At 65.4% G+C, this 25908-nt stretch carries 26 protein-coding genes and 1 tRNA gene; 10 read left to right on the top strand and 17 right to left on the bottom strand.

Annotated elements, in window-relative coordinates; genetic code table 11:
• Nucleotides 1–4: 4 nt before the first annotated feature.
• The 9 genes from rplL to PY310_RS00620 all read right to left on the bottom strand — a co-directional run bounded on the left by rplL (nt 5) and on the right by PY310_RS00620 (nt 6577).
• Complete coding sequence (rplL, locus tag PY310_RS00660) at nt 5–382, bottom strand: 50S ribosomal protein L7/L12 (RefSeq protein WP_164205871.1); 378 nt, start codon at nt 380–382, stop codon at nt 5–7.
• 80 nt (nt 383–462) lie between these two features.
• Nucleotides 463–1074 (bottom strand): 50S ribosomal protein L10, encoded by a 612-nt coding sequence (rplJ, locus tag PY310_RS00655; RefSeq protein WP_275212232.1) that lies wholly within the window; start codon nt 1072–1074, stop codon nt 463–465.
• A 294-nt stretch (nt 1075–1368) separates the two neighbouring features.
• The gene (locus tag PY310_RS00650; protein WP_275212231.1) at nt 1369–2487 is read right to left on the bottom strand and encodes a GNAT family N-acetyltransferase; all 1119 of its coding nucleotides are present in this window, start codon (nt 2485–2487) and stop codon (nt 1369–1371) included.
• Between the two features lie 8 nt (nt 2488–2495).
• On the bottom strand, nt 2496–3608 hold the full coding sequence (locus tag PY310_RS00645) for a GNAT family N-acetyltransferase (protein WP_275212230.1): 1113 nt from the start codon (nt 3606–3608) through the stop codon (nt 2496–2498).
• Nucleotides 3609–3731: 123 nt separating this feature from the next.
• Entirely contained in the window at nt 3732–4439 is a 708-nt protein-coding gene (gene rplA / locus PY310_RS00640) for a 50S ribosomal protein L1 (protein ID WP_275212227.1), read from the bottom strand.
• A 174-nt stretch (nt 4440–4613) separates the two neighbouring features.
• The gene (gene rplK / locus PY310_RS00635; protein ID WP_024365990.1) at nt 4614–5045 is read right to left on the bottom strand and encodes a 50S ribosomal protein L11; all 432 of its coding nucleotides are present in this window, start codon (nt 5043–5045) and stop codon (nt 4614–4616) included.
• 131 nt (nt 5046–5176) lie between these two features.
• Entirely contained in the window at nt 5177–6022 is an 846-nt protein-coding gene (gene nusG, locus PY310_RS00630) for a transcription termination/antitermination protein NusG (protein ID WP_275212226.1), read from the bottom strand.
• Nucleotides 6023–6138: 116 nt separating this feature from the next.
• Nucleotides 6139–6408, bottom strand: coding sequence for a preprotein translocase subunit SecE (gene secE, locus PY310_RS00625; protein WP_275212225.1), 270 nt, complete (start codon nt 6406–6408; stop codon nt 6139–6141).
• A gap of 96 nt (nt 6409–6504) precedes the next feature.
• Nucleotides 6505–6577, bottom strand: a tRNA-Trp gene (locus PY310_RS00620).
• 272 nt (nt 6578–6849) lie between these two features.
• On the opposite strand from PY310_RS00620, the gene PY310_RS00615 reads away from it, so the two are divergent.
• Nucleotides 6850–8067, top strand: coding sequence for a pyridoxal phosphate-dependent aminotransferase (locus tag PY310_RS00615; protein WP_275212223.1), 1218 nt, complete (start codon nt 6850–6852; stop codon nt 8065–8067).
• 171 nt (nt 8068–8238) lie between these two features.
• Here PY310_RS00615 and PY310_RS00610 read toward each other — a convergent pair whose 3' ends face one another.
• Together PY310_RS00610 and PY310_RS00605 are read right to left on the bottom strand one after the other, a co-directional pair.
• Nucleotides 8239–8922: a LuxR C-terminal-related transcriptional regulator gene (locus tag PY310_RS00610; protein WP_275212222.1), complete on the bottom strand. Its 684-nt coding sequence runs from the start codon at nt 8920–8922 to the stop codon at nt 8239–8241.
• Nucleotides 8919–10403: an ATP-binding protein gene (locus PY310_RS00605; RefSeq protein WP_275212220.1), complete on the bottom strand. Its 1485-nt coding sequence runs from the start codon at nt 10401–10403 to the stop codon at nt 8919–8921. Before PY310_RS00605 ends, PY310_RS00610 begins: the two co-directional genes overlap by 4 nt.
• Nucleotides 10404–10527: 124 nt before the next feature.
• Here PY310_RS00605 and PY310_RS00600 point away from each other — a divergent pair, with 124 nt between their 5' ends.
• From PY310_RS00600 to PY310_RS00580, 5 genes are all read left to right on the top strand, one after another.
• Nucleotides 10528–12093, top strand: coding sequence for a PspC domain-containing protein (locus PY310_RS00600; RefSeq protein WP_275212218.1), 1566 nt, complete (start codon nt 10528–10530; stop codon nt 12091–12093).
• Between the two features lies 1 nt (nt 12094).
• Entirely contained in the window at nt 12095–12388 is a 294-nt protein-coding gene (locus tag PY310_RS00595; protein ID WP_275212216.1) for a hypothetical protein, read from the top strand.
• A 3-nt stretch (nt 12389–12391) separates the two neighbouring features.
• Nucleotides 12392–12643, top strand: a complete 252-nt coding sequence (locus PY310_RS00590) for a PspC domain-containing protein (protein WP_275212214.1) — start codon at nt 12392–12394, stop codon at nt 12641–12643.
• 200 nt (nt 12644–12843) lie between these two features.
• Nucleotides 12844–13869, top strand: a complete 1026-nt coding sequence (locus tag PY310_RS00585) for an ATP-dependent 6-phosphofructokinase (protein WP_275212212.1) — start codon at nt 12844–12846, stop codon at nt 13867–13869.
• Between the two features lie 26 nt (nt 13870–13895).
• On the top strand, nt 13896–14612 hold the full coding sequence (locus tag PY310_RS00580) for a GNAT family N-acetyltransferase (protein ID WP_275212209.1): 717 nt from the start codon (nt 13896–13898) through the stop codon (nt 14610–14612).
• Nucleotides 14613–14687: 75 nt separating this feature from the next.
• Here the strand turns inward: PY310_RS00580 and PY310_RS00575 are convergent, their stop codons facing one another.
• The 6 genes from PY310_RS00575 to PY310_RS00550 form a co-directional block, all read right to left on the bottom strand.
• The gene (locus tag PY310_RS00575; RefSeq protein WP_275212208.1) at nt 14688–16211 is read right to left on the bottom strand and encodes a DHA2 family efflux MFS transporter permease subunit; all 1524 of its coding nucleotides are present in this window, start codon (nt 16209–16211) and stop codon (nt 14688–14690) included.
• 3 nt (nt 16212–16214) lie between these two features.
• Nucleotides 16215–16610: an ankyrin repeat domain-containing protein gene (locus tag PY310_RS00570; protein WP_275212206.1), complete on the bottom strand. Its 396-nt coding sequence runs from the start codon at nt 16608–16610 to the stop codon at nt 16215–16217.
• Nucleotides 16610–17692: a CAF17-like 4Fe-4S cluster assembly/insertion protein YgfZ gene (gene ygfZ, locus PY310_RS00565; protein WP_275212205.1), complete on the bottom strand. Its 1083-nt coding sequence runs from the start codon at nt 17690–17692 to the stop codon at nt 16610–16612. The genes PY310_RS00570 and ygfZ overlap by 1 nt, the downstream gene beginning before the upstream one ends.
• Nucleotides 17693–17844: 152 nt before the next feature.
• Nucleotides 17845–18567, bottom strand: coding sequence for a flavodoxin family protein (locus PY310_RS00560; protein ID WP_275212204.1), 723 nt, complete (start codon nt 18565–18567; stop codon nt 17845–17847).
• 89 nt (nt 18568–18656) lie between these two features.
• Nucleotides 18657–19283, bottom strand: a complete 627-nt coding sequence (locus PY310_RS00555) for a nitrobindin family protein (protein WP_275212203.1) — start codon at nt 19281–19283, stop codon at nt 18657–18659.
• Between the two features lie 167 nt (nt 19284–19450).
• Nucleotides 19451–20185, bottom strand: a complete 735-nt coding sequence (locus PY310_RS00550; protein WP_275212480.1) for a permease — start codon at nt 20183–20185, stop codon at nt 19451–19453.
• A gap of 369 nt (nt 20186–20554) precedes the next feature.
• Between PY310_RS00550 and PY310_RS00545 the strand changes: the two genes are divergently transcribed.
• The 4 genes from PY310_RS00545 to PY310_RS00530 all read left to right on the top strand — a co-directional run bounded on the left by PY310_RS00545 (nt 20555) and on the right by PY310_RS00530 (nt 25830).
• A complete protein-coding gene (locus PY310_RS00545; RefSeq protein ID WP_275212202.1) occupies nt 20555–21253 on the top strand; it encodes a winged helix-turn-helix transcriptional regulator in 699 nt (232 codons plus the stop codon).
• Nucleotides 21254–21483: 230 nt separating this feature from the next.
• Nucleotides 21484–22455, top strand: coding sequence for a mycothiol synthase (gene mshD / locus PY310_RS00540; protein ID WP_275212201.1), 972 nt, complete (start codon nt 21484–21486; stop codon nt 22453–22455).
• Nucleotides 22456–22603: 148 nt separating this feature from the next.
• The gene (locus PY310_RS00535) at nt 22604–24853 is read left to right on the top strand and encodes an RNA degradosome polyphosphate kinase (protein WP_275212200.1); all 2250 of its coding nucleotides are present in this window, start codon (nt 22604–22606) and stop codon (nt 24851–24853) included.
• A gap of 8 nt (nt 24854–24861) precedes the next feature.
• On the top strand, nt 24862–25830 hold the full coding sequence (locus tag PY310_RS00530; protein WP_275212199.1) for an NUDIX hydrolase: 969 nt from the start codon (nt 24862–24864) through the stop codon (nt 25828–25830).
• Nucleotides 25831–25908 lie beyond the last annotated feature (78 nt).

The following is a 25908-nucleotide window of genomic DNA, read 5'->3' as shown; positions in this document are numbered from 1 at the left end:
TGAGTTACTTGAGGGTAACGGTAGCGCCGGCAGCCTCAAGCTGCTCCTTTGCCTTTTCGGCAGCTTCCTTGGTGACGCCTTCGAGAACAGCCTTCGGAGCGCTGTCGACAACGTCCTTGGCTTCCTTGAGACCGAGGGAAGTGATGGCGCGAACTTCCTTGATCACTGCGATCTTCTTTTCGCCAGCAGATTCGAGAACGACGTCGAATTCGGTCTTCTCTTCTGCTTCTTCAGCAGCGCCGCCACCGGCGGGGCCGGCAACAGCAACAGCAGCTGCAGTTACTTCGAAGGTCTCTTCGAAGAGCTTGACGAACTCGGAGAGCTCGATGATGGTCAGTTCCTTGAAAGCTTCAATGAGCTCTTCGTTGGTGAGCTTCGCCATGGTGTGGCGTCCTTCCTATAGGTGGTGCCTGGCGGCCTGGGCCGTTGCCATCGCACCGGAGTCTGGTGGGTAAAGAGAAACTAGTTCTCTTCGGCAGCGGGTGCTTCGGCGGGAGCCTCTGCACCGTCTTCTGCTACAACGTCAGTTGCTTCTTCAGCTGCAGGAGCTTCTTCAGCGGCGGGAGCCTCGGCAGCTGCCGGTGCACCGTTCTCTTCTTCAAGCTTGAGGCGCAGTGCGTCAATGATGCGTGCAGCGGCGGCAGCAGGAGCCTTGAGGATGCCTGCAACCTTGGCGAGCTGCAGCTCGCGGGACTCGAGCGCAGCCAGAGCAGTAACTTCGGCGGCGTTCAGTGCCTTGCCCTCGAAGTAACCGGTCTTGATGACCAGCTGCTTGTTGGCCTTGGCAAAATCCGTCAGGCTCTTGGCAGCGGCAACTGCGTCACCCTTGATGAACGCGATTGCAGTGGGGCCGGAGAGCTGGTCGTTGAATGCTTCAACGCCGGCTTCCTTCGCTGCAATGGCGGTCAGGGTGTTCTTGACGACCGAGAACTTGGTGTCCTGGCCGAGAGAAACACGCAGCTGCTTGAGCTGTGCAACGGTGAGCCCACGGTATTCGGTCAGGACAGCGGCGTTCGATTCCTTGAAATCGTTAGTGATCTCAGCTACTGCTGAAACCTTTGTAGGCGTTGCCATAACCCTCCTTCCGGGGATAGTGCCGGTATGCGACGGTCCCCGCTCAGGTGAGCTAAAACTAAAAACGCCCCGCGCAGATGCACGGGGCTTGGCTCAACATGGCTTATGCCGTGGAGCGTTTGCTTCGTTCACCTGCGCCGGCCGCCCTATGTCAGGGTCCTTCGTCCAGAAACCCACTTGGCCTCCCGCGCACAACTGCAGAGTTGAGCTGCGCTCAGGAGAATGGATTTCCAACAACCGACGGTCTTTGGTAGTTCAAGCTTACGGGACGCCCGGCCGCTCCACCAAATCGCCTCAGCTGACGCTTGCCTTCAGACTCGGCAGTTCCTTCTGCCAGATGCCCGTCACTCCCGCCGTGGTGAAACCGAGCTGCTGGTTGACCGTCAGCAGGTACCGGTTCTCCGGCGCGTTCCAGGTGTAGATGACGCGGGCGTCCGGAAACTGTTCGGTAAGCCGCTCCATATTGGCCACCTTGATAAGCAGGCCGAGCTTGTTGCCACGGTGCTCCTGCAGCACCAGGGTGTCGTCCTGGAACACCACATCCGGCCGGTGGGCCAGGACACTGATCGTCGTCAGGCCCACCAGCGATCCGCTGGCGAGGTGCTCGACGGCGGTGACCACCGTGCGCCGCCCCTGCGCGATGGTGACCTCTTCCGCTTCCCGGAGGATTCCGCCGTCGAACACCATGCCCTGTTCAATGGGAGTCTCCAGGGAAGGGTCGACGGCGGCGCCCGCCAGGTTCTCGAGCACGGCCACCGCTTCGAGCCACTCATCCGGGCAGCGATCGGTCCAGTGGTGGAGCCGGTAGCGGCCGTTGTTGGCTTCCTCGGCTTCGGCCTGCAGATCGGCGACGAGCTTCGTGTCCAGCGGAAGTGCGCAGGAACTGAATTGCTCGATGTGCTGCAGGGTGTATCCGGTCTTGCGGGCAAACTCGACTTCGCGGCTTTCGAGCGGCACAAAGCCCTGGCCCGAACCCGGCACCAGCTGCGCCTTCTCGAACTCGTGCAGTGACGCCCCCGGATGGTTGGTGTCCACGAGGATGAGCGTGCGGCCCTCGCTGCGGGCAAGGTGCTCGGCGGCCTGAAGCAGCTGGCGGCCCACACCCTGCCGCTGGAATTCAGGCAGGATATCCAGGGTGAACTCCGCCAGGTCCAGGTTGTCCGTCAACGGCAGGGCGATGTCCACGGCACCAACGATCTCGCCGTCAACCTTGGCCACCAGGATGACCTGCCGTTCGTAGGGATCGGCCAGCTCCAGAAGCTTTTCCAACGGGGTGTAGGCGAGGTCATCACTCCCCCAGGTCTGCATCCTGACTTTGCGGCCCACCTCCACGGCCGCCAGGAAATCCGCTGCGTCCGGCGCATCAAGGCTATCCGGGATCCACAATTGCTCGATCCGCACGTCTTTAGCCATAAAGGGCATTATCCCAGCCGTTTCTGCCATTCACCCTCATAACCAGCAGGCTTGAAACCAAGCAAAGTATTGATCGCCAGCATATGCCCGTTTTCCATGGCATTCCACGTCAGCACCGACCGCGCCGCCGGCCACCGCTCCTGGGCAGCCGTGAGGTTCGCGGCTTTGGTCAGCAGCCCGAGCTTTCTTCCGCGATGTTCCGCGGCCACCAGCGTGTCCTCCTGGAGGATGCTCGCGGGGGCGGCCGGCCGCCAGGTCAGGACCGTATAGGCCACCAGCTGGCCGGTATCTTGATGCAGGGCGGCTGCGACCTGCGCCTGGACCCCGCCGCGGCTGTTCGACTGTTCGTCATGCCGCACCCTTGCCGGGTCCCAGTCCTCAGCTTCCCAGCCGAGTCCGGCCGTGGGCACATCCGTGCTCATCCGGTTCCTGAGGACCGCGTATTGAGCCACGAGTTCGTCCGGGCACCTGTCAGCCCAGGCCACCACGCTGTAGCCGGCCGCCTGCCGGGACGCCACTGCTGCCAGATTCGTCAGATGGTCCGGAGGGACGGGAAGCGCCAGGCGGCTGGCCCGTTCGACCTGCTCCAGGCTATAGCCGGCAGCTACGGCAAAAGCGACTGCGGGGTCAGCGGCCGGGAGTCCCCCGGCTCCGGACTGTGCCGGCACGAGCTGTCCGGCCCGGTCCACCCGTTCCGGCGGCACTTCACAGTAGCCGTCCAGCGACGTCCTGCCCTTCCGTATGGCCACGGCTTCCACGTGTTCCAGCAGCCGGCGTCCCCAGCCCTGCTGCCGGAAGGCGGGTGACACCAGGACGTTGACGCCCGCCGTGGTGGTGTTTTCGCGCAGGGGCAGTGTCACCGAGCATGTGCCCACCAGGTCGGTGCCCTGCCTGGCCATGAAGAGCTGCCGCTCCGTGTACTCGCTCCCGCGCCAATACTCGAGGGCCTCCGCAAGAGTCGGGCACCGGTCCAGGTTGCCCCACTTCTCCAGTTCGGTGGATTCGAGCAGCGCATGGCACTCCCGGAAATCCGCGGCACTGTCCCGGACCTGGTCGCTGAGGGGATTGCCGCCGTCGGGCGTTGGCTGGATGTCGACTCGGGTGATCGCCAGCGCTGTCATCACCCCAGCCTAGCTATGCGGCCGGGTTAGTCGACTGAAACTTAAGGCAAAAAAGCCGCCCGGCGCAGTGCCGGGCGGCTTCTTCGGTGTGCCGGACGCTTCCGGCGGAGTCCCTGCTGAGGATTAGACCTCGGTCAGGACCTTGGTGACGTTGGGGTCAACGGAAATGCCGGGACCGAACGTGGTGGCCACGGTGGCCTTCTGGATGTAGCGGCCCTTGGAAGCGGACGGCTTCAGGCGAAGGACCTCTTCCAGTGCTGCCGCGTAGTTCTCGGCCAGCTTGAGGGCGTCGAAGGAAACCTTGCCAATGATGAAGTGCAGGTTCGAGTGCTTGTCGACGCGGAAGTCGATCTTGCCGCCCTTGATGTCATTGACAGCCTTCGCGACATCTGCGGTCACGGTGCCGGTCTTCGGGTTCGGCATCAGGTTACGCGGACCCAGGACCTTACCGAGGCGGCCAACCTTGCCCATGAGGTCAGGGGTGGCAACGGCTGCGTCGAAGTCGGTCCAGCCGCCCTGGATCTTTTCGATCAGGTCATCGGAACCAACGAAGTCGGCGCCGGCAGCGATTGCTGCCTCAGCCTTGTCGCCCGTTGCGAAGACGAGAACGCGGGCGGTCTTACCGGTGCCGTGCGGCAGGATAACGGTGCCGCGGACCATCTGATCAGCCTTACGCGGGTCTACGCCCAGGCGGAAAGCAACCTCAACGGTGGCGTCGAACTTGGACGGGTTGGTGTCCTTGGCGAGGGTTACTGCCTCGAACGGCGCGTAGAACTTCTCCGCGTCGATCTTGGCGGCTGCTGCCTCATATGCTTTGCTGCGCTTTGCCATGCTGCTATTTCTCCTTGTGCAGTTGTGGTCTGCGGACCGCGCTGGGCCCTGCCACAGTCGGTGAACGGGCTCGCTATACGTGCCCGGTTCCCAACATTTCAATTTCGGTGGTGCCGGTTCCCCGGCGGTGCCGCCCGTCGTCGTCAACTGCCCGAACCAGGGTGGCGGAAGGGACTAGCCCTCGACGGTGATACCCATGGAGCGGGCGGTACCGGCGATGATCTTCGCTGCGCCTTCGAGGCTCGTGGCGTTGAGGTCTTCCATCTTGGTGGTGGCGATCTCGTTGACCTGGGCCTGAGTCAGCTTTGCAACCTTGACGGTGTGCGGGGTGGGTGAACCCTTGGCAACGCCTGCAGCCTTCTTGATGAGCTCTGCAGCCGGCGGGGTCTTGGTGATGAACGTGAAGGAACGGTCTTCGTAGACCGTGATTTCCACGGGGATAACGTTTCCGCGCTGGGCTTCTGTGGCAGCGTTGTACGCCTTGCAGAATTCCATGATGTTGACACCGTGCTGGCCAAGTGCAGGACCGATCGGCGGAGCCGGGTTAGCGGCGCCTGCCTGGATCTGCAGCTTGATGAGGCCGGTGACCTTCTTCTTGGGAGCCAATGTAAGGTCCTTCTCTCAATATCTTCCTGGGACACAGGAGCGTGCCTCAGGTTGGTGGCCGCCATGGCGAGGCGGCCGGCCGTTCCGGGGCTGCTAAGCGGGCAGTCCGGAACGAATTCTGTGCGGGTGTGCTAGATCTTGCTGACCTGGTTGAACGCCAGGGTGACCGGGGTCTCACGCTCGAAGATGGAGACGAGGACCACCAAGGTCTGGGATTCAACCTTGATCTCGGAGATCGTGGCGGGGAGGGTCTCGAACGGACCTTCCTTGACGATAACGGACTCGCCGACCTCGAAGTCGACGTCCACCGGGGTCTGCGACTGCTTGTTGACCGGCTTGCCCTTTTCGGCCTGCTCTTCTTCGAAGACGGGCGCGAGCATGGAGAAGACTTCGTCAAGGCGCAGCGGCACCGGGTTGTGGGCGTTGCCCACGAAGCCGGTGACACCGGGAGTGTGGCGGACGGCGCCCCAGGAGGCATCCGTCAGATCCATGCGGACCAGGACGTAGCCGGGGATGCGGACGCGGTTGATGATCTTCCGCTGGGCGTTCTTGATCTCAACGACTTCTTCCATCGGCACCTGGATTTCGAAGATGTAATCTTCCATGTCCAGGGTCTGGATGCGGGTCTCAAGGTTGGCCTTGACGCGGTTTTCGTAACCGGCGTAGGAGTGAATGACGTACCAGTCACCCTCCTGGCGGCGCAGCTTGGCTTTGAATTCGTCGGCGGGGTCGACCTCGGCCTTGGCGGCAGCGGCTGCCAGGGCGTCTGCCTCAGCGTCGTCACCTTCGGCCTCTGCATCGGAACCCTCTTCAGCGGCGTCCGCTACCTGAGTGTCGGCGTCGGAATCGGCGTCGGCAGATTCGGGCGCAGCGGACTCGACCTCGGACTCTTCACCGGCTTCGACCGTGGGGGCCGCCGTGTTGTCCGTGGACTCTTCCAGCTCAGTCTCGGTTACCTCGAGCTCCTGCTCAGACACTTGGTCTCCTGCTTCCTCATTGCCTAACATGCCTATTTAAATGGCTCAATTCCGCACACCCCGTGGATTCTTACCGGATTCCCGGTCAGTGCCACGCGGCCTGCGGACGGTGCGCCCTAGCGGTCACCGGGAGCAATACCGCCAAAGACCCAGCTGACCGCGGTACCAAAACCGAGATCCAGCAGGCTGACGATGACCATCATGATGGCCACGAACACCAGCACCACGAGCGTGTAATTGATCAGTTCCTTGCGGGTTGGTGCAACAACCTTCTTCAGTTCACCGATGACCTGGCGAACGAAGAGTGCAATGCGAGCGAAGAAGCCTGCCTTGGCGGCCTTCTTAGCTGGGCGGCCCTTGGAGCTGCTGGCAGCTGTTTCGGTCACCTGGTCCTCGCTCGTCTTTGCAATGTTGGATTACCCGGTCCAGATCAGAACCATGGTTACTGCGCGTGCTCCGGCTTTACGCCGGAACAGCTTGCGCAGGGCAGACAGGACTCGAACCTGCAACCTGCGGTTTTGGAGACCGCTGCGCTACCAATTGCGCCACTACCCTTTGGGACGAAAACGAACTCATGCCGCGATTGCCAGTTTTCACTGAGGCGCACGCCATCATCCGTGTTTCAACACCGGAGAACAAGTCTACGCAACAACTTCGTCTACGTCGAACCAGCCTCTTTTCGGATCTTTCATGCCGCGCCCGTTTGTGCCCCTGGCCTGCAGTCACATACGCGCCGGCAATCCGAACGATCCGGTGAACAGCATAGAGTAGTTCTCGTCGAATTCCATCATTCAGCCTCCGGGCTGCAAGCGAAGAACGGACCCGCCATGTCTTCCGCCCGCGTTTCCCAACGCATATCCGCCATTGCCGAATCCGCAACCTTGGCTGTTGACGCCAAGGCGAAGGCGCTGAAGGCAGCCGGCCGGCCGGTTATAGGTTTCGGCGCGGGCGAACCGGACTTCCCCACCCCGGACTACATCGTGAAGGCCGCCATTGAGGCAGCCGGCCAGCCCAAGTACCACCGCTACTCCCCGGCCAGTGGCTTGCCGGAGCTGAAGAAGGCGATTGCGGATAAGACCCTGCGCGATTCCGGCTACTCCGTTGACCCGTCCCAGGTCCTGGTGACCAACGGCGGCAAGCAAGCTGTGTACAACACGTTCGCCACGCTGGTGGATCCGGGTGACGAGGTCATCGTTCCCACCCCCTTCTGGACCACGTACCCGGAGGCCATCCGGCTCGCCGGCGGCGTTCCGGTCGAGGTCTTCGCCGGTCCGGAGCAGGACTACCTGGTCACCGTTGAGCAGCTCGAGGCAGCACTCACCGAGAAGTCCAAAATCCTGCTCTTTGTGTCGCCGTCCAACCCCACCGGTGCCGTGTACTCCCCCGAGCAGGTTGCCGAAATAGGCAAATGGGCCGCGTCCAAGGGCCTGTGGGTGGTGACGGACGAGATTTACGAGCACCTGACGTACGACGGTGTTCCGTTCACCTCCATCGCCACCGCAGCCCCGGAGCTGGGCGACAAGGTGGTCATCCTTAACGGCGTGGCCAAGACCTACGCGATGACCGGCTGGCGCGTGGGCTGGATGATCGGTCCGGCCGATGTCATCAAGGCCGCCACCAACCTGCAGTCCCACGCCACCTCCAACGTGTCCAACATCATGCAGATCGCAGCCCTCGCCGCCGTCTCCGGGCCGCTGACCGCCGTGGACGAGATGAAGGTGGCCTTCGACCGCCGCCGCAAGGCCATCGTCGCCGGCCTGAACGCCATCGACGGGGTGGAATGCCCGACGCCGAAGGGTGCCTTCTACGTCTACGCGGACGTCCGCGCGTTGCTGGGGAAGGAATTCCCGACGGCGGGAGGCTCCGCTACGCCGTCCACCTCCGCCGAACTGGCTGCTCTGATCCTCGATGAAGTGGAGGTTGCCGTGGTTCCGGGCGAGGCATTCGGCCCCTCCGGGTTCCTGCGGCTCTCCTACGCCCTCGGGGACGACGACCTGGCCACCGGCGTCGCCCGGCTCCAGGAGTTCCTCGGCAAAGCCCAGTAGGACGCTCTCTCACTTAACGCAGGAAAATCGGAAACCCTCTCTCACTTTCTTTAGGGAAGTGAGAGAGGGTTTCCGTTTAAGCCGCATTAAGTGAGAGAGCGTCAGTAAAAAACGCACGTTAAGTGAGAGAGCGTCCCGGTGGGGGTGGGGTTAGTTGGGTGGGGCGGGTGGTTAGAGCAGGCGGCGCTCCGCGGCCCACTTGGTCAGTTCGTGGCGGCTGGAAAGCTGGAGCTTGCGCAGCACTGCGGACACGTGGGTCTCCACGGTCTTGATGCTGATGAACAGTTCCTTGGCCACTTCCTTATAGCTGTAACCCCGGGCGATCAGGCGCATTACCTCCAGTTCGCGGGCGGACAGCTTGTCGAGTTCGTCGTCGGCGATGTCGGCCGGAGCCGTACCGAAGGCGTCCAGCACAAAGCCGGCCAGCCGGGGCGAGAACACGGCGTCGCCGCCTGCAACCCGGAACACGGCGTCAGTGATCTCGGCGCCGGAAATGGTCTTGGTGACATAGCCCCTGGCCCCGGCGCGAATGACCGCCACCACGTCCTCGGCCGCGTCCGAGACACTGAGTGCCAGGAACTTGGTGGTCCCCAGGAGCGCTGCGGAACCGGCGATGACTTCGCGTCCGCCGCCGCCCAGGCCGCCTGGCAAGTGGACGTCGAGCAGCACCACCTCCGGCTGTTCCCGGGCTATCACCGCGATGGCCTGCTCCACGGTGGCGGCTTCACCCACCACCTGGATGCTGGCGTCGAGGTCGGCTTTGAGGCCGGAGCGGAAAATGGCGTGGTCGTCCACAATAACGACGCGGACGGAGGCTGCGGGGCGGCCGGGTCCGGCGCCCTGGGGGTTGCTCATATTCTTCCTTCTGCATTGTCCGGCCGAAGCACCTTGTCTACCGGGCGGGCCGGGAGGCCCAACCGGACTTCCGTGCCGTCCGGGGTGCTGGTAATTACGGCTGTTCCGCCGTGGCGCTTCATACGTCCGATGATCGATTCCCTGACGCCCAGGCGGTCCTCGGGCACCTCGCTGAGATCGAAGCCCGGGCCCCGGTCCTTGACGAAGACGTCGGCCCGGCCATCCGATACTTCCAGGTAGACGGAGACGGTTCCGCCGCCGTGCCGGGACGCGTTCAGCATGGCCTCCCGGCTGGCCTGGACGAGTGCTTCATGGGCTTCTGTCATGGCGGCGTCCCCCACGCTGACCACCTCCACGGCGTTGCCCAGGAGGTCCTCCACTTCGGCAGCAGTGGCCTTGATCCGGTCTGAAAGCTGGCCCGCTTCCTTGCCCGGGTCTTGGAACAGCCAGCCCCGCAGTTCACGCTCCTGGGCCCTGGCCAGACGGACTACGTCGTGCTCATTACCTGCACGCCGCTGGATCAGGGCAAGGGTCTGCAGGACGGAGTCGTGCAGGTGGGCCGCGATCTCGGCACGCTCTGTTTCGCGGATCCGGCCCGAGCGCTCGGCTTCCAGGTCCCGCCAGAATTTCAGTGCCCAAGGCAACAGCACCACCACCACGCCGCCCAGGACGGCCACCGATGCCAGCAGCGCCACCCAGGTCTGCTCCCAGGATCCGGAGCCGGACACCATGACCAGCACACCGGCCACCACCAGCGCCAGGCCGGCGGCCACGCGACCCCAGCCTCCGGCCTGGTCGGCCTTGGTTTTGTCCACCAGACCGGCCCGGCGGTTTTCGTCGAGTTGCATCCAGGCGATGGCCGCACCGCTGAGCACGGCGGCCGCAGGAATAAGGGTCCCCAGCGGCACGTCCACGCCCAGAAGCTGGGCGATCATGATGCCGGCCACGAGCAGCAGGCCGGCTCCCAGCAGGATCTCCTTGCCATAGCGCACTCCGCGGGTGCTGAACCACGGCGGATTGCTGCCGGCAGCGCGGCCGTCGGCAGGCGGAAGCGGGCCCGGCAGTGGAACAGGTCCGGGCTGTGCGGCTGCGGACGGGAGAACAGCACCGGCAGCGTTCGGACCGGACGGCACCCCCGCCGCGGAAGCACCGGCGTCGGGCGTTCCCCACAACGGAGCAGACGGCGCACGGCCGGTAAACGGCGGTGCCGTCGCGGCCGGGGGCATGAGGCTCACGGCGGGAGCAATGGGCGACGCCGGGCGACGGGCGTTGCGCCGGGCGTTTTCGTCCGCGGTGGGAACCATGATCCACAGCCACGCGTAGAAAGCCAGCCCCGCACCGCCGGCGAGCGAGGCGAGGACCATGCCGATCCTGACGCTTCGCACGGGCCAGCCCAGATGATCCGCCAGGCCGGCGCAGACGCCCGCGATGACGCGGTCGGGGCTGCGGACCAGCGGAGGGCGGGTAAGTGCGGTGGTCATGAGTCAATCCAAGCACGGATCAGGGGCCCCCGGACCCGGTTGCGGCTGGAACCGGGGGCGACTCAGGGACGAGTCAGGGTGGTCCCCAATAGAGGCCGCCCGCCGCTCGCGGCAGGATCGAAGTATGAACTCGCAGACCCCCACCCCCGACGACGACCAACCCGCCGAACCTGTTCCGCCCCGCGGACAGAACCAGCCCACCGAGCCCCTCCCGCCCCGCGGACAGGACCAACCCACCGAGCCCCTCCCGCCCCGCGGACAGGACCAGCCCACCGAGCCCCTCCTCCCGCCGCCCCCGGCAGCCCAGCAGGCCGGCCCGCAGGCACCCGGCCAGCCAACCGACTTCTTCCCCTGGATCCGCAGCCACGGCATCTACCGCGGCCGCGACCGCTGGATTGGCGGCGTTGCGAGCGGCATCGCACACCGGATGGGCATCGACCCGCTGATCGTCCGCGGCATCTTCATCGTCCTGACCGTCTTCGCCGGAATCGGCGTCCTGCTCTACGGCCTGGCCTGGGCACTCCTGCCCGAACCCGACGGCCGCATCCACGTCCAGGAAGCCGGCGCCGGCCGCTGGTCCAGCGGCATGACCGGCGCACTGATCACTACGGTGCTCGGACTCACCGGCCTCGGCGGCGGATTCTGGGGCTGGAGCCATAACGGCTTCGGCGGATTCCTCTGGACCGTTTTCTGGGTGGGCGGCGCCATCTACCTCATCTACTACCTGACCCAAAGGAACAAGGCCCGGAACGGAGCTCCCATGAATGCCACACCCCGGTCGGCCGGCGGCGATGCTGCCTACGCAGGCCCATACTCCCCGCAGTACCCCGCGAGCCCCTACACGTCTTCCTATGCCGGGACAGATACGGGCTCGGCAGCAAATGCGCCGTACACCCCCACCTCGACCGGGGGGACCACACCAGCCACGGGTGCCACGTTCCCAGGCGGCGACACGTACGGCGCCGGCAGCTACGGCGGCAGCAATTACGACGGCGGCAGCTACGGGGGCGGCGGCTACGGCGGCTACCAGCCGCAGGGCCCTGCCCGGGCTCCCCGCCCGCGTCCCTCCGGCCCCGGCGCCCCCGCCGTGGCGGTTACCGCCGGAGCAGCGCTCCTGGTGGGTGGCGGCCTGAAAGCCCTGGATGCTGTCAACGTGATTGACCTGGGCCCCTCCGCCAACGCCGTCGTCTGGGCCAGCGGCGCCGCCGTGGTGGGCCTGGGCATCCTCATCGCGGGCCTCCGCGGAAGGACGGCCGGCATCCTCAGCCTCTTCGCGGTGATTGCCCTGATCACCGGGGGCGTCTACAACGTGGTGGGCAATGGCGACCGGGTCCGCTTCACCGACGTCAGCTGGACACCGGTCAGCATCGAACAGGCCAAGGACGGCTACAACGTCACCGCAGGGCGCGGCACCCTTGACCTCACCGACCTGAACGTCACCGCGCCCCTGCCTTCCGACGTCGTGGTTCCCCTTGACGTCACAGCCAGCAACGTCACCGTGGTCATCCCGGCCAACGTCCCCGTAACGGTCCGGGCCGATATGACCATGGGCAACGTCCACGAAGGCACCCAGAGCCACAGCGGCGTCACCGCCCGCGAAAGCAAGTACAACACCGATAAAGGCGGAGCCAGCCTGATCGTTCAGATTGACGGCACCTTCAGCAACATCACGATTCAGGAAGGAAACTGACATGAGCAGCTTTGATCCGGCACCGGATTCGTCCAGCCCGGAAAGCACGACGCCGGGAACCTCCTCCGCGGCCGACGCGCCGCAGCAGCCCTCCGCCCGCGTGGGCACCATCGTTTGGAGCCTCATAGTCCTGGCACTTGCGGCCCTGATCATCGTGGCCCAGCTGGGTGTTGTGACCCTGAACGGCACCTATGTGCTGATCGGGCTCATGATCGGGGCGGGTGCGGCGCTCGTCATCGGCGGCCTGCTCTCGGCCCGTAAACGTGACAACCATCCCACAACACGGAAGTCTTGAACCATGGATAAGTTCTTCAGCATCGTCAGGGGCTTCGGCCTGAAACGCGGTCCCGAACGGTGGCTGGGCGGCGTGTGCGGCGGCGTCGCGGCCAAGCTCAACGTGGATGTGGCCTTCGTGCGGATCGCTTTCCTGGTCTTCTGCCTCCTGCCGGGGCCCGCCGTCGTGTTCTACCTTGCGGCGTGGCTGGTCCTCCCGGACCAGGGCAACGCCATCCTCTTGGAGAAATTCCTGGACCGCCGCTCCATCAGCTGACCAGGCATCTTCATCTCCCCCTTCAAAGCTGGCCCCCGTTCCGGAGAACCCCTCCCGGACGGGGGCTTCGGCACATCGCCCGAAGTAGTTACCGATTGTCACCGGTTTGTGTCGTAACGCACACGGCCGACTACAATCTAGGTGAGCTCAGCGTGGCGCTCTGCCCGTTACCCCCTTCACACCAGGATTTGAGCAGAGACATGAAAATTGGAATTCTCACCAGCGGTGGGGACTGCCCCGGGCTGAACGCCGTGATCCGCGGCGCGGTCCTCAAAGGCATCGCCATCCACGGCCACGAATTCGTGGGCTTCCTGGACGGCTGGCGCGGCGTGGTTGAAGGCGACATCATCAACATCCCCCGCACCATGGTCCGCGGCATCGCCAAGCAGGGCGGCACCATCTTGGGCACCTCCCGCACCAACCCCTTCGAAAACGGCGGCGGCCCGGAGGTCATCAAGGCCCACATGGACCGCCTCGGCATCGACGCCATCATCGCTATCGGCGGCGAAGGAACCCTGGCCGCCGCGAAACGCCTCACCGACGCCGGGCTCAAAATCGTGGGCGTTCCCAAAACCGTGGACAACGATCTCGACGCCACCGACTACACCTTTGGCTTCGACACCGCCGTCCAGATCGCCACCGAAGCCATCGACCGGCTCCGCACCACCGGCGAGTCCCACCACCGCTGCATGATCGCAGAAGTCATGGGCCGCCACGTGGGCTGGATCGCCCTGCACGCAGGCATGGCCGCCGGCGCGCACGCCATCCTGATCCCGGAACAAAAAGTCAGCATCGAACAGATCACGGAGTGGGTCCAGGAAGCCCATGACCGCGGCCGCGCGCCCCTGGTGGTGGTGGCCGAAGGCTTCGTTCCCGAACACATGGAAACCCCCCACTCCGAGCGCGGCCTGGACACCTTCGGCCGGCCCCGCCTGGGCGGCATCGCGGACCAGCTCGCCCCCGAACTCGAAGCCCGCACCGGCATCGAAACCAGGGCCACCATCCTCGGCCACATCCAGCGCGGCGGCGTTCCCTCCGCGTTCGACCGCGTCCTGGCCACCCGGCTGGGCATGGCCGCCATTGATTCGGTGGTGGAGGGTTACTGGGGGACCATGGTGGCGCTCAAGGGCACAGACATCGAGCACGTCGGCTTCGAGAAGGCCCTGGGCCAGCTCAAAACCGTCCCCCAGAACCGCTATGACGAGGCGGCGGTCCTGTTCGGCTGAGCCGCACAACCGCCTAGGCTGGGAATATGACTCTTGACCCCGGTTCCGCCGCCATTATCCAGCTCGCGTGGGCCCGGCACCTGGGGCTCGACGACGAGGCTTTCGGTACGTCCCTGGCCTCCGGCGAGCGGGTGGTCCGGGCCGACGAAGCGGTCAGGACGGTGGAGTTCATCAGGCTCTTCGGCAGCTCCGCCCTGGTGGGTCCGCAATGGCTCATTGATGCCGCAGCCGGTATTCCGGATGACGAGATGGCCCAGCACGTGACCCTCCTGACCCTGACGCGGTCCCACGGAGGCCACGGACTGGGTGCCGCGGCCCTGTTCTTCGCCGACGACCTGCCGCTCCGCCAGCCGTCCGAGGAGCTGACTGTTTCCCACGGCAATCCCGAGGCGATCGAGCTGGAAGGGCTGTGCCCGCCGGATGACGTCAACGAGGTGGGCCTGTCCGAGCTGGAAAACCGGTACACCATTGTGCATGAGGTGGACGGCCGGCGGGTCCCGGTGGCGTGCGGTGCCTACGCCGAATGGGAGGGCCTGCTGGCCCACTTGGGAGTTCTGGTGGACCCCGAGTGGAGGCGCCGCGGGCTGGGGTCCCTGGCAGCCTCGATCGCCGCCCACGAAGCACTTGCCGCCGGCCTGACCATCCAGTGGCGGGCGGAAGTCAGCAACACCGGCGCCGTAGCGCTGGCCCGACAACTTGGCCTGACCGCCGGCGGCATCCACACCAGCGTCCAACTGGGCTGAAGCCCCCGGCGCTACCACCGCACGGCGCTACCACCGCCGCCGGGCAGGGCCGCCCCCGGCAGGGCCGCCGCCGGGCTAATCCGCCCGGCGGCCGCCGTCCGCCGTCGCCTCTGCCCTGGGGGCCGCAGCCTGCCCGGTCCAGCCGTTCACGGCCTGGGGCTTGGCGAAGAACAGTGCCACAGCCGCGCCCAGCAGGATAACGGCCGCGGGAAGCAGGATTGACTGGCCCATGGCGGTGGAGAATCCGTCGTGCAGTGCTTCGGGCAGCGTCCCGCCGAACGACATGGGGCTGGCGCCGCCAGGGGCTCCGGGTGCCGGTGGCAGCTCGGCTGCAAGCCTTGCCTGGATCAGCACGGCTATCGCGGCGCTGCCCAGGACCGCGCCGATCTGCCGGGTGGTGTTATAGACGCCTGAGCCGGCACCGGCCTGCCGCGGCGGAAGGTTCCGGGTGGCCGTAGTGCTCAGCGGGGCCCAGATGCCGGCGTTGGCGAACCCGAGGACGGCGCTCGGCAGCAGGAACAGCCAGATGGGGGTGTCCGGGTGCATGAGTGCCGAGTTCCAGAAGAGGGCCACCGACATCAGGACCAGGCCCGTGGCGGTGATGAACTTCGGATTGACACGGTCGATGATCTTTCCCACGACGGGTGCCAGGCCGCCTGAAATAACGGCCATGGGGACCATCATCAACGCGGACTGGGTGGGCGTCAGGCCGCGGACCACCTGGTAGTAGAAGATCAGCGGGAGGGTGAAGGACGTGATGGCGAACCCCACCGTGGTGATGCCGATGTTGGCCAGGGAGAAGTTGCGGTCCTTGAAGAGTCCCAGCGGCAGGAGGGGTTCGCCCTTGTTGAACCGCTGCCACAGCACGAAAACCACCAGCACGGCTATGCCGCTGATGATCAGGCCCCAGACTGTGATGGGCCCGGTGATGGTGCCCCAGTTGTAGGTCTCGCCCTCCTGGATGCCGAAGACCAGCAGAAACAGGCCGGCGGCGCTGAGCAGAACACCCGGGATGTCGAACTTGTGCGGGTGGGTTGTCAGCGAGGGAACGAAGCGCCACGCAAGGATGAAGCCGACGACGCCGACCGGAATGTTGATGAAGAAGATCCACTCCCAGCCCAGGCCGTCCACCAGGACGCCGCCCAGGATGGGTCCCACCAAGGTGGCTACACCTGCCGTGGCTCCCCAGATGCCCATGGCTGCGCCGCGGCGGTCCGGCGGAAAGATCCGGGTAATGACTGCCATGGTCTGCGGCGTCATGATGGCCGCGCCGAGGCCCTGCAGGACGCGGGCCATGATCAGGGTACTGATGTCACCCGACAGGCCGCACCAGAGCGAGGCGAGGGTGAAGAGCACCAGCCCTGAAAGGTAAAGCTTCTTGGGCCCGAAGCGGTCGCCCAGCCTGCCCGTGATAAGCAGGGGGACGGCGTAAGCAAGAAGGTACGCGCTGGTTACCCAGATGACGGAATTGATGTCCGCGTTGAGGCCTTCCATGATCCGGGGATTCGCCACGGAGACGATGGTGGTGTCGATCAGGATCATGAAGAACCCGATCACGAGGGACCAGAGTGCTGGCCACGGCCTTGCTACATTTTCCAAGCGTCAGGCTCCCAACAGGTCGAGTATTTCAGTCCGGGCGAACATGTGGGCCGCTGCGCGGGCCGAGGGTGTACCGGCGTCCGGATCAGCGCCGGCCGCCAGAAGGACTTTGGCAACATCCGGGTAGCCCTTAAATGCTGCGCCGGCCAGCGGCGTCTGGCCGCGGTCGTTGGCGGTGTCGGCGTCCGCCCCGTGCCGAAGGAGCAGCTGCACCGTCTCGGCATGCCCGTGGTAGGCAGCGAGCATCAGGAGCGAGTCCCCGGCCGAGTTTGTCATGGATGCCGGGGCGCCGACATCAAGGTAGGCAGCCAGCAGCACGGTGTCCCCGTCCCGGGCGGCCTGGAACAGTTTCTCTGCCAGCGCGAGGGTTTCCTCGTCGGGCACGGGGTTTTCAGTCATCAGCGGGTCCCCCTCAGGAATCCGGTCTGCCGCCCGACTACCTGGCCGGCGTCGGGGGCAACAATCACTTCCTGCGCGGCGGTGTAGGGCTCTTCACCGTCCAGGACGGTCAGTATTTCGTCCGGAGCTACGGAACGTTTGATGACCGCCAGGGCAATGGGTCCCATTTCGTAGTGCTGCGCCACGGAGGTGACGGTGCCTACTTTCCGCTCACCCAGGAGGACCTGGCTGCCCGGCGCAGGCATGGTGTGTTGTGAGCCGTCCAGCTGCAGGAACACCAGCCGCCGCGGCGGGTGGCCCAGGTTGTGGACCCGTGCGATGGTCTCCTGGCCCTTGTAGCAGCCCTTCGCCAGGTGCACGGCTGTACGGAGGAGGTCCAGTTCGTGCGGAATGGTTTTGTCGTCGGTTTCAGCGCCCAGGCGGGGCCGCCAGGCAGCGATGCGGAGGGCTTCGGCGGCCAGCATCCCGGCCAGCGGGCGGTCCCCTACAGTCCGCTCCAGCTCAGCGGCGGGCACCAGGTATTCGATCCACGGCCGTTCCAGTCCGGGGTGCCCTTCTTCGGGAACCACAGAATACGAGTAGCCACCGGCACCCACGTGCGGCCACGGATCGCGCCAGGCGAGCAGACCGGACCACTCCGCCACCTCCTTGGTGGACCCGAGCACAGCCCATTCGTCGGAGACATCGGCAACTTCCACGCGGAGCATGAACTTCATCCTGTTCAGCCACTCAGCCAGCGGCGCAGCCTCGGCGGCCTCAACGATCAGCCAGGTGGTCCCGCCGTCGTCCACTACCCGGGCATCAAACTCGATGCGGCCCTGAACGCTCAGCAGGAGCAGTTCGGTGGATTCCCGCGGCTGCAGGCCGGTGACCTGCTGGGAGGAAAGTGTGTTCAGCCACGACAGCCGGTCCGGACCGCTGACGGTCACCACACCGCGATGGGAGAGATCGACGACGGCGGTTCCGGCTGCGAGGGCGCGCTGCTCGCGGAGCGGCTCACCGTAGTGATCGGCAACTCCGGCGTCCGCGCCGGCGGCCTCGACGGCGCCGGGGCGCGACAGGAATGGGCTGGGGGTAGTCATACTGGGGGCAACGTCCTTTAGTCAGTGAGTATTCCGGGTTAAGGCCACGCCCGCCGGGTTCCCTGGCCGAGCTTGCGAGGTCAGGGTGCGGGTTGGGGCCACGCCCGCCGGGTTCCCTGGCCGAGCTTGCGAGGTCAGGGTGCGGGTGGGGATTAGCGGTATTCCGGGTTTTCGAAATCGAAACGGGTGCCGGCCGTCCATTCTTCGGGCAGGTTGCCGTATGCGGGAATCCCGCCGGCATCTTTGAGCATCCGGGCAAGATGCAGCAGGTTCCAGGTCATGAAGGTGGTGTTGCGGTTGGTGAAGTCTGACTCCGGACCGCCGGAACCCTCGTCCAGGTAGCTGGGGCCGGGGCCCACGGGGCCGATCCAGCCGGCGTCCGCTTGCGGCGGGATGGTGAAGCCGATGTGCTGCAGGCTGTAAAGGACGTTCATGGAACAGTGCTTGATGCCGTCCTCGTTGCCGGTGATGAGGCAGCCGCCGACCTTGGGGTAGAACGCCCACTGGCCCTTGCTGTTGAGCTGGCCGGAGTGGGCATAGAGCCGCTCTATGAGCTTTTTGGTCTGCGAGGAGTTATCGCCGAGCCAGATGGGTCCGGCCACCACCACGATGTCCGCTTCTTGAACGGCAGGGTACAGAGCCGGCCACTCGTCGGTTGCCCAGCCGTGATCGGTCATGTCCGGGTACACGCCGCTGGCGATGTCGTGATCCACGGTCCTGATCACCTGTGTGCTGACGCCGTGCTTTTCCATGATGCGGCGGCTGACCTCAATCAGGCCTCCGGTGTTGCTGGTTTCCGGCGACCTCTTAAGCGTTCCGTTGAAGAACACGGCCTTCAGGTCGCTGTAGTCAGTGGTGTTCTGCGGTGCCGCCATGATGCTCCCTGGTTCACTGGCACGGCCGGAGCCGTGAGACGGGACTGAGGAAGCTAAGTCTACTGATGGCCAGTGCGACTGTGGCCCGGTCAGGAGACTTTCTTCAGGAACGCCGATGCGTGGGCCTCGAGGCCGCTGCCGGGCTTGGCTGCCGCGCCCTCGGCCCCGCCGGCGGCGACGTCCCAGCGCCAGAGCAGGTTGCCGTCGACCAAGCCGAAGATGCGCGTCGCGGCGCTGTACTCCTTCGAGTGGCCTCCCCGCATCACCATGTCGGTGGTGAGCTGGATCTGCGGGCCCTTGATCTGACCGTAGTACAGCTCGGAGATACCGCCGGGATGCGCGATGGACACAGAGATATCGAAGCCGCCGTCCTTATTGCGCAGGGCCTCAACCTCGTCAGCGCTCTTAAGCGCCGGAACAATGTCCGCCGGGACCAGGCCCGGGCCGCCGTCGGCGTCCAGCTGCTTGCGCTCAAGCGCCCAGAAACCGGTCTCGACAGTGAGGGGACGCAAACGCGTTCCGTCCTCGTCCGCCAGCCAGCTCTCCGCACGGTACTGCAGGTACGGCAAGCCGTTGTGTGTGAAGGAAACGTGCTGGACGAAGTGTTCGGAATCCTCATCACCGGTGCCAAGCCGGCCGCTGCCTTCCCACTCACCAATGAGCCAGGACAGCGGAACAAGTTCCGGAGTCAGATCTGTAGGAATCTCAATCGGCACAACAATTACCTCAGGAAATCGCTAACGGAGGGACGGTTTACTTCTGGCCTTTGAAAAGACGGTAAACAACAAAGCCGGCAAACCAGGCCATGGAAAGGCTCGCGACGCCGAGCAGGACAAGGAAGAAAATTTCAAATGCAAGTACGGACATGATGCCATCCTAACCGTTAGTAGATAAGTAGTTTGTCTATGAAGTAAGCAAGGGAGCCCACAGCGGACACAGGCGCCAGACCCATGCTAAGGGCCGCGGCGAGATTCAGCGGAGCACCGCGGAGTGTGACGAGCCGGCGGAAACTGACCAGGACCGCGCCGACCACCACCCCGAAGATCGCGGCGGGCAGCACGGCAAGATCGGAAAAGACCAGCCCGGCAAGCGGGCCCGCCAGGCCCGCGAGGACGATCCCCAGTGGAGCAACCACCCGGTCCGGCCAGCGGATCAGGCCGGCGCACAGGGCGACCGCTGCACTGACGGCCGCCACCAGCATCATTTCGCGGACCCCGTTGAAGCGGGCACCGGCAATCCATCCCGCGCCAAGGCAGGACAGGAGCACGCCGGCGCAGCAGCCCAGCGTGGACTCCAGCCGCTGGGCCTGGCCGGTCCCGCGGATCAGCTGCACCACAAACACGGCCATCATTCCCAGCGCGATGAAGGCCGGCGTCCAGTCAAGGTATCCCGGTGCCGGGACCAGGCCGGCGGCCATCGCGGACCCTACGCCGGGCAGGGCGATGACCGTGGCGAGCGTCTTCTTGGCCGGGATGCGGAGGAAGTGCGGCCAGCCGATTCCTACCGCCACGGCGATGGCACTCGCGACGCCGACCAGGGCCTCCCGCGAGATGTACACACCGGCGATGAGGGCTGCTAGCCCCGCAATGCCTATCAGGCCAATAACCCACGAGCCCAGTGACCGCGCCGGCGCGTGTTCGTCCCCGTCCGCGCTGATCCCGGTCCGCCGCTTCGACTCTGCACTCAATTGGTTGCATTCCCATTCTGGCTATAACCCGGCGGCCTTGCCCTCCGCGGGAGGGCGTTCTGCCCCACGGCACAATCCTGCCTTATGTGACTCGGATATGTCGCAAAACGAAGGTCCGCAGCGAAGGAATCCCTGTTCGCGGGAACGCCGTTCGGTATACTCAAAGTTCAGCTACGCTTCCAGCAACGGTTGCCGGCCGGACAGATCTTCGGCGGACTAAATCGTGGCAGGGAGCTGGTTCCGGCCGGTGAGAACCCGGTTCAGTCGCCCGAAGATGCGCGGACGCCCCTTGGAGGAACAATGTCGCACATCCTGCTATTGACGAACAGCACCGGGTCATCGGTGGACATTCTGCCTGCCCTCGAATTACTGAATCACCGCGTGCATATCCTCGCCGCTGAGCCGACCGCCCTGCTGGAAACCGACCCCTGCGACATCGTGCTGCTCGATGCCCGCAAGGACCTGGTGGGTGCCCGTTCGCTCACCCAGTTGCTCAAAGCCACCGGACTGAGCGCCCCGCTGGTACTGATCCTGACCGAAGGCGGCATGGCTGCCGTTTCGTCGGCCTGGGCGGTGGACGATATTGTGCTCGACTCCGCCGGGCCGGCCGAGGTGGAGGCGCGCATCAGGCTTTCCGTGGCACGGGCTGTCCCGGAACAGGCCGATGCCCCCACGGAGATCCGGGCAGCAGGCGTGGTTATCGACGAGGCCAGCTACACGGCCCGCGTGAACGGTGCGCCGCTGAACCTGACCTTCAAGGAGTTCGAACTCCTCAAATACCTGGCCCAGCACCCCGGCCGGGTGTTCACCCGCCAGCAACTGCTCACGGAGGTGTGGGGCTACGACTATTACGGCGGCACCCGCACCGTCGACGTCCATGTCCGCCGCCTCCGCGCCAAACTCGGCGCCGACCACGAAAACCTGATCAGCACTGTCCGGAACGTGGGGTACCGACTCACCCTGGTACGCCAGCAAGAGGACGAACTGACGGAAGCCTGAGCGCCGCCGTCGAGCTTTAACGCAAAAGCCCCGGACCACATCAGGTGGTCCGGGGCTTTAGTTTTTGCCTGCTTGTGGAGGACATACGGGTCGAACGTATCGAGGCCACCCCACTGGTGGATCCCCCTCGCATCCGCCGGTCTCCCGACGGGTGAGGTAACGATTATACGTAACGGCCGGGGCGCCATCAAATCGGGGCACGTTCCGGTCCGGCCGTATAGCCTAGCTTCATGAGTCCTGCGCACCCGGAGAAATGGCCCGTCCTTGTTGTCCACGGCCCCGTGGACAAGCAATTGCTGAATGATTGCCTGGGGCTCCTTACAGCCGCCGAGGAATCCGACGGCAACCCGTCACTTTCGGAGCAGACCGTGATGACGCTCCGCGCCGCGGATTCGGCCGAGCATTCCCTGCTGACCCTCGCCCTCTACGCCCCGGATGAGGACTCGGACCCTTCCTCCGGCCAGGACTTGGCCGGGTTCGCCGTGGTGGTGGAGGAAGCCGACGGCAGCGGCGTCCTGGAGATTGCCGTCCACCCCAGCTACCGCAACAAAGGGGTGGCGGACCGGCTGGTGGGCGCGCTGAAGTCCGAGCGGGGCCTGACTGGCCTGAAGGCGTGGTCGCACGGCAACCATGAGGCGGCGGCGGACCTCGCCGCCCGGTACGGCTACGGGCCCGTGCGGGAGCTTTGGAAGATGAGGCTGACCACTGCCACCGCCGAACTGCCCGACGTCGGCCTTCCGGACGGCGTCACGCTCCGCGCCTTCGTGCCCGGCCAGGATGAGGAGGGCTGGCTGGCGGCGAACCGCGCGGCGTTTGCCCATCACCCTGAACAGGGTTCGTTGACCCGCGGGGACCTGGAGGCCCGGATGGCAGAGGACTGGTTTGATCCCGCCGGCTTCCTGCTCGCCGTGGACGGGGACGGCCAGCTGCTGGGCTTCCATTGGACTAAGGTCCACCCGCGGCACGGCGCACACCCGGCGATCGGTGAAGTGTACGCGGTGGGCGTGACCCCGGCCGCGCAGGGCCTGGGTCTGGGCAAGGCGCTCACCGTCGCCGGAATCAGGTACCTTCAGGGCCTGGGACTGCACGCCGTTATGTTGTACACGGACGCGGACAATGCGCCGGCCGTCTCGCTCTACCGCGGCTTGGGTTTCACGCGTTGGGACATGGACGTCCAGTACGGGCCGGTAACCACCCCCTAGGCCCCCAAGGCCGAGTTATCCCACTCGCCGGACGAAAGGCCCCCGCTTGCCCGAAGTGCCGGGTCCGCGGGCCCTGATTGCTTGTAAGGTTGGTAGGGAACCGCGCCGGCCGTGGGCCAGCATTAAGCGCCAGGTAAGAGGAGACACCATGAAACCGGAACCCGTGGGAACAGCCACGTCTGAGGGCGCGTCAGCACCGGCACGGGCCCGCTTTGGCTCATCCGAGGTGCCGGCTTCGCGCGCCACGCAGGACCGGATCGACATTCCCGAGTTTGCGCCCAGCCTGGTGCCGGAAGGAGACATCCGGCCGGACCGTTTCCTGGACCGCGAGCTGAGCTGGCTGGCCTTCAACTCCCGTGTCCTGGAGCTGGCCGAGGACCCCACCCTCCACCTTCTGGAACGCGTTGCGTTCCTGTCCATCTTCGCGTCCAACCTGGACGAATTTTTCATGGTCCGGGTGGCCGGCCTTAAGCGGCGCATCGCCACCGGCCTCGCGGTGCCGTCCCCTGCCGGCCTCAGCCCCGTGGAGGTCCTGGAAAAGATCGGCGACGAAGCACACCGCCTCCAACAGCGCCACGCCCAGGTCTACGCGGAGCAGATCCGGCCGGCCCTCGCCTACGAGCACATCCACCTGATGCACTGGGATGAACTCGACGACGCCGCCAAGCAGCAGCTCAGCGCCATGTTCGCCGAGAAGGTCTTCCCCATCCTGACGCCGCTCGCCGTCGATCCCGCCCACCCCTTCCCTTACATTTCGGGGCTGTCCCTGAACCTCGCCGTGGTGGTGCGCAACCCGGTCAGCGATAAGGAGCTCTTCGCCCGGCTGAAGGTTCCGGACCAGCTTCCGCGCCTGATTTCCATCGACGGGCCGCGCGCCGGTGCCATTGCCGGGCGCGTGGCACGCTTCATCGCCCTCGAAGAGGTCATCGCCGTCCACCTGGACAAGCTGTTCGCCGGCATGGAGGTGTTGGAGCACCACATCTTCCGAGTCACCCGCAACGAGGACCTCGAAGTCGAAGAGGACGATGCCGAGAACCTGCTGCAGGCCCTCGAAAAGGAACTGCTGCGCCGCCGTTTCGGGCCGCCGGTCCGCCTCGAGGTCAGCAACGACATCAACCCGAACATCCGTGCGCTGCTGATCCGCGAACTCGGTGTGGAGGAGTCGGAGGTCTATTCGCTTCCCGCACCGCTGGACCTCCGCGGGCTGTCCGTCATCGCCGGAATTGACCGTGCGGACCTTCATTACCCGAAGCACATGCCCCACACGTCCCGGTTCCTCAACGAGTCTGAGACGTCCAAGGCCGCCAACGTCTTCTCGGCCATGCGCCGGCGCGACATCCTGCTCCACCACCCGTACGACTCCTTCTCCACCTCGGTGCAGGCGTTCCTGGAACAGGCGGCAGCGGACCCCAAGGTCCAGGCCATCAAGCAGACCCTGTACCGCACGTCCGGGGACTCCCCCATCGTTGACGCCCTGATCGACGCAGCCGAGGCAGGCAAGCAGGTGCTGGCGCTGGTGGAGATCAAGGCCAGGTTCGATGAACAGGCCAACATCTCCTGGGCGCGCAAGCTTGAACAGGCCGGTGTCCACGTGGTCTACGGCATCGTGGGATTGAAAACGCACTGCAAGTTATCGCTCGTGGTCCGGCAGGAAGTGGACGGGCTTCGCCGCTACTGCCACATCGGCACCGGCAACTATCACCCCCGCACCGCCCGCTACTACGAGGACCTTGGCCTGCTGACCGCCAATGAGCAGGTGGGCGAGGACCTGTCCAAGCTGTTCAACCAGCTGTCCGGCTACGCGCCCAAGTCCACGTTCAAGCGCCTGCTCGTGGCCCCGCGCTCCGTCCGTTCCGGGCTGATCGACCGGATCGAAACCGAGATCCGGAACGCACGCGCCGGGCTGGCAGCCAGGGTCCAAATCAAGGTCAACTCCATGGTGGACGAGGCCATTATCGACTCCCTCTACCGGGCCTCCCAGGCCGGCGTGATGGTGGACATCATTGTGCGCGGCATCTGCTCCCTGCGCCCCGGCGTTCCGGGCCTCAGCGAGAACATCACGGTGCGTTCAGTACTGGGCCGTTTCCTGGAGCACTCGCGGGTGTTCGCGTTCGCCAACGGCGGTGACCCGGTGGTTTACATCGGCTCCGCCGACATGATGCACCGCAACCTGGACCGCAGGGTGGAGGCCCTGGTCCAGCTGGCCAACGCGGACGACATCACCTACGTCCTTGACCTGCTGCGGCGGTACATGGATCCGGAGACGGCCAGCTGGCACCTGGACAACGAGGGCCAGTGGAACCGTCACCACATCTCCGAGGACGGAACGCCCCTCGAGGACATCCAGTCGTGGCTGCTGGCATCGCGTGACCGCCAGCGCAGCCTGAGCCGGCGGTAGGGCCGGCGTTGTCGAGCGACATCCTCGTAGCAGACCAGACTGACCATCCCGGCGAAGCAGTCGCGGTGGTCGCGGCCGGGGCCATTCCCTGGCGGATCAACTCGAACGGCCTTGAGGTCCTCCTGATCCACCGGCCCCGGTACGACGATTGGTCCTGGCCAAAGGGCAAGATCGACGCCGGGGAGACTATTCCCGAGTGCGCCGCACGTGAGGTGCGCGAGGAGATCGGGCTGTCAGCACCGTTGGGCATTCCCCTGCCGCCCATCCACTACCACGTTCCCTCCGGCCTTAAGGTGGTCCATTACTGGGCGGTCAAAGTCAACGGGGCCAAGCTCGTCCCGGACGGCAAGGAGGTGGACCGGGTCGTCTGGTGTGCCCCGGAAACCGCCGCGGGAATGCTGTCCAACCCGTCCGACGTGGTCCCGCTGGACCATTTGAGGGCCGCCCACAAAAACGACCAGCTGGATACCTGGCCCCTCATTGTGGTGCGTCATGCCAAGGCCAAGCCGCGCTCATCCTGGACGAAGGCGGAGGGCGAGCGGCCCTTGGCGGCCACCGGCGTCCGGCAGGCGCAGGCGGTGGGCCGGCTGCTGCAGGCCTGGCAGCCGCCCCGCGTGGTCACCAGCCCCTGGCGGCGCTGCGTGTCCACGGTAGCGCCGTACCTGAGGGCGTCCGGGGCCAAAGTCAAGCTGGTGGATGCGCTGACGGAGCACCGTCATGCCCGCACGCCCAAGAAGACGGGCGCCGTCATTGAGTCCCTTCTGGAAAAGCAGCAGCCGGTGGCCGTCTGCACCCACCGGCCGGCCCTTCCCACCGTCCTGGCCCAGCTGGGAAAGCACATGCCGGGGCGGCTGCGCGCCCTCCTGCCGGACGCGGACCCCTACCTGTCCCCCGGCGAACTGGTGATCTGCCACGTGGCAACCAACCACAAGCAACGCATTGTGGCAGTGGAACAGTTCAAGCCGTTCGACGACTGAAACGTATGGGCTGACGTCGGCCTAGTTCACCGGGGCGATGCAAGCCCACACCCGTCGCGCCGGCCGTCCCGGTAGACT

The sequence above is a fragment of the Pseudarthrobacter naphthalenicus genome (assembly GCF_029076445.1).
In the GTDB taxonomy this organism is placed as follows: Bacteria; Actinomycetota; Actinomycetes; order Actinomycetales; family Micrococcaceae; genus Arthrobacter; species Arthrobacter naphthalenicus.
This window is presented reverse-complemented; position numbering and strand designations above follow the sequence as displayed.

Bases quoted from the DNA above. Each gene is read 5' to 3' on its own strand.
- rplL (WP_164205871.1), bottom strand. From the start codon at position 382: ATGGCGAAGCTCACCAACGAAGAGCTCATTGAAGCTTTCAAGGAACTG.
- rplJ (WP_275212232.1), bottom strand. From the start codon at position 1,074: ATGGCAACGCCTACAAAGGTTTCAGCAGTAGCTGAGATCACTAACGAT.
- PY310_RS00650 (WP_275212231.1), bottom strand. From the start codon at position 2,487: ATGGCTAAAGACGTGCGGATCGAGCAATTGTGGATCCCGGATAGCCTT.
- PY310_RS00645 (WP_275212230.1), bottom strand. From the start codon at position 3,608: ATGACAGCGCTGGCGATCACCCGAGTCGACATCCAGCCAACGCCCGAC.
- rplA (WP_275212227.1), bottom strand. From the start codon at position 4,439: ATGGCAAAGCGCAGCAAAGCATATGAGGCAGCAGCCGCCAAGATCGAC.
- PY310_RS00615 (WP_275212223.1), top strand. From the start codon at position 6,850: ATGTCTTCCGCCCGCGTTTCCCAACGCATATCCGCCATTGCCGAATCC.
- PY310_RS00610 (WP_275212222.1), bottom strand. From the start codon at position 8,922: ATGAGCAACCCCCAGGGCGCCGGACCCGGCCGCCCCGCAGCCTCCGTC.
- PY310_RS00605 (WP_275212220.1), bottom strand. From the start codon at position 10,403: ATGACCACCGCACTTACCCGCCCTCCGCTGGTCCGCAGCCCCGACCGC.
- PY310_RS00600 (WP_275212218.1), top strand. From the start codon at position 10,528: ATGAACTCGCAGACCCCCACCCCCGACGACGACCAACCCGCCGAACCT.
- PY310_RS00595 (WP_275212216.1), top strand. From the start codon at position 12,095: ATGAGCAGCTTTGATCCGGCACCGGATTCGTCCAGCCCGGAAAGCACG.
- PY310_RS00590 (WP_275212214.1), top strand. From the start codon at position 12,392: ATGGATAAGTTCTTCAGCATCGTCAGGGGCTTCGGCCTGAAACGCGGT.
- PY310_RS00585 (WP_275212212.1), top strand. From the start codon at position 12,844: ATGAAAATTGGAATTCTCACCAGCGGTGGGGACTGCCCCGGGCTGAAC.
- PY310_RS00580 (WP_275212209.1), top strand. From the start codon at position 13,896: ATGACTCTTGACCCCGGTTCCGCCGCCATTATCCAGCTCGCGTGGGCC.
- PY310_RS00570 (WP_275212206.1), bottom strand. From the start codon at position 16,610: ATGACTGAAAACCCCGTGCCCGACGAGGAAACCCTCGCGCTGGCAGAG.
- ygfZ (WP_275212205.1), bottom strand. From the start codon at position 17,692: ATGACTACCCCCAGCCCATTCCTGTCGCGCCCCGGCGCCGTCGAGGCC.
- PY310_RS00560 (WP_275212204.1), bottom strand. From the start codon at position 18,567: ATGGCGGCACCGCAGAACACCACTGACTACAGCGACCTGAAGGCCGTG.
- PY310_RS00545 (WP_275212202.1), top strand. From the start codon at position 20,555: ATGTCGCACATCCTGCTATTGACGAACAGCACCGGGTCATCGGTGGAC.
- mshD (WP_275212201.1), top strand. From the start codon at position 21,484: ATGAGTCCTGCGCACCCGGAGAAATGGCCCGTCCTTGTTGTCCACGGC.
- PY310_RS00535 (WP_275212200.1), top strand. From the start codon at position 22,604: ATGAAACCGGAACCCGTGGGAACAGCCACGTCTGAGGGCGCGTCAGCA.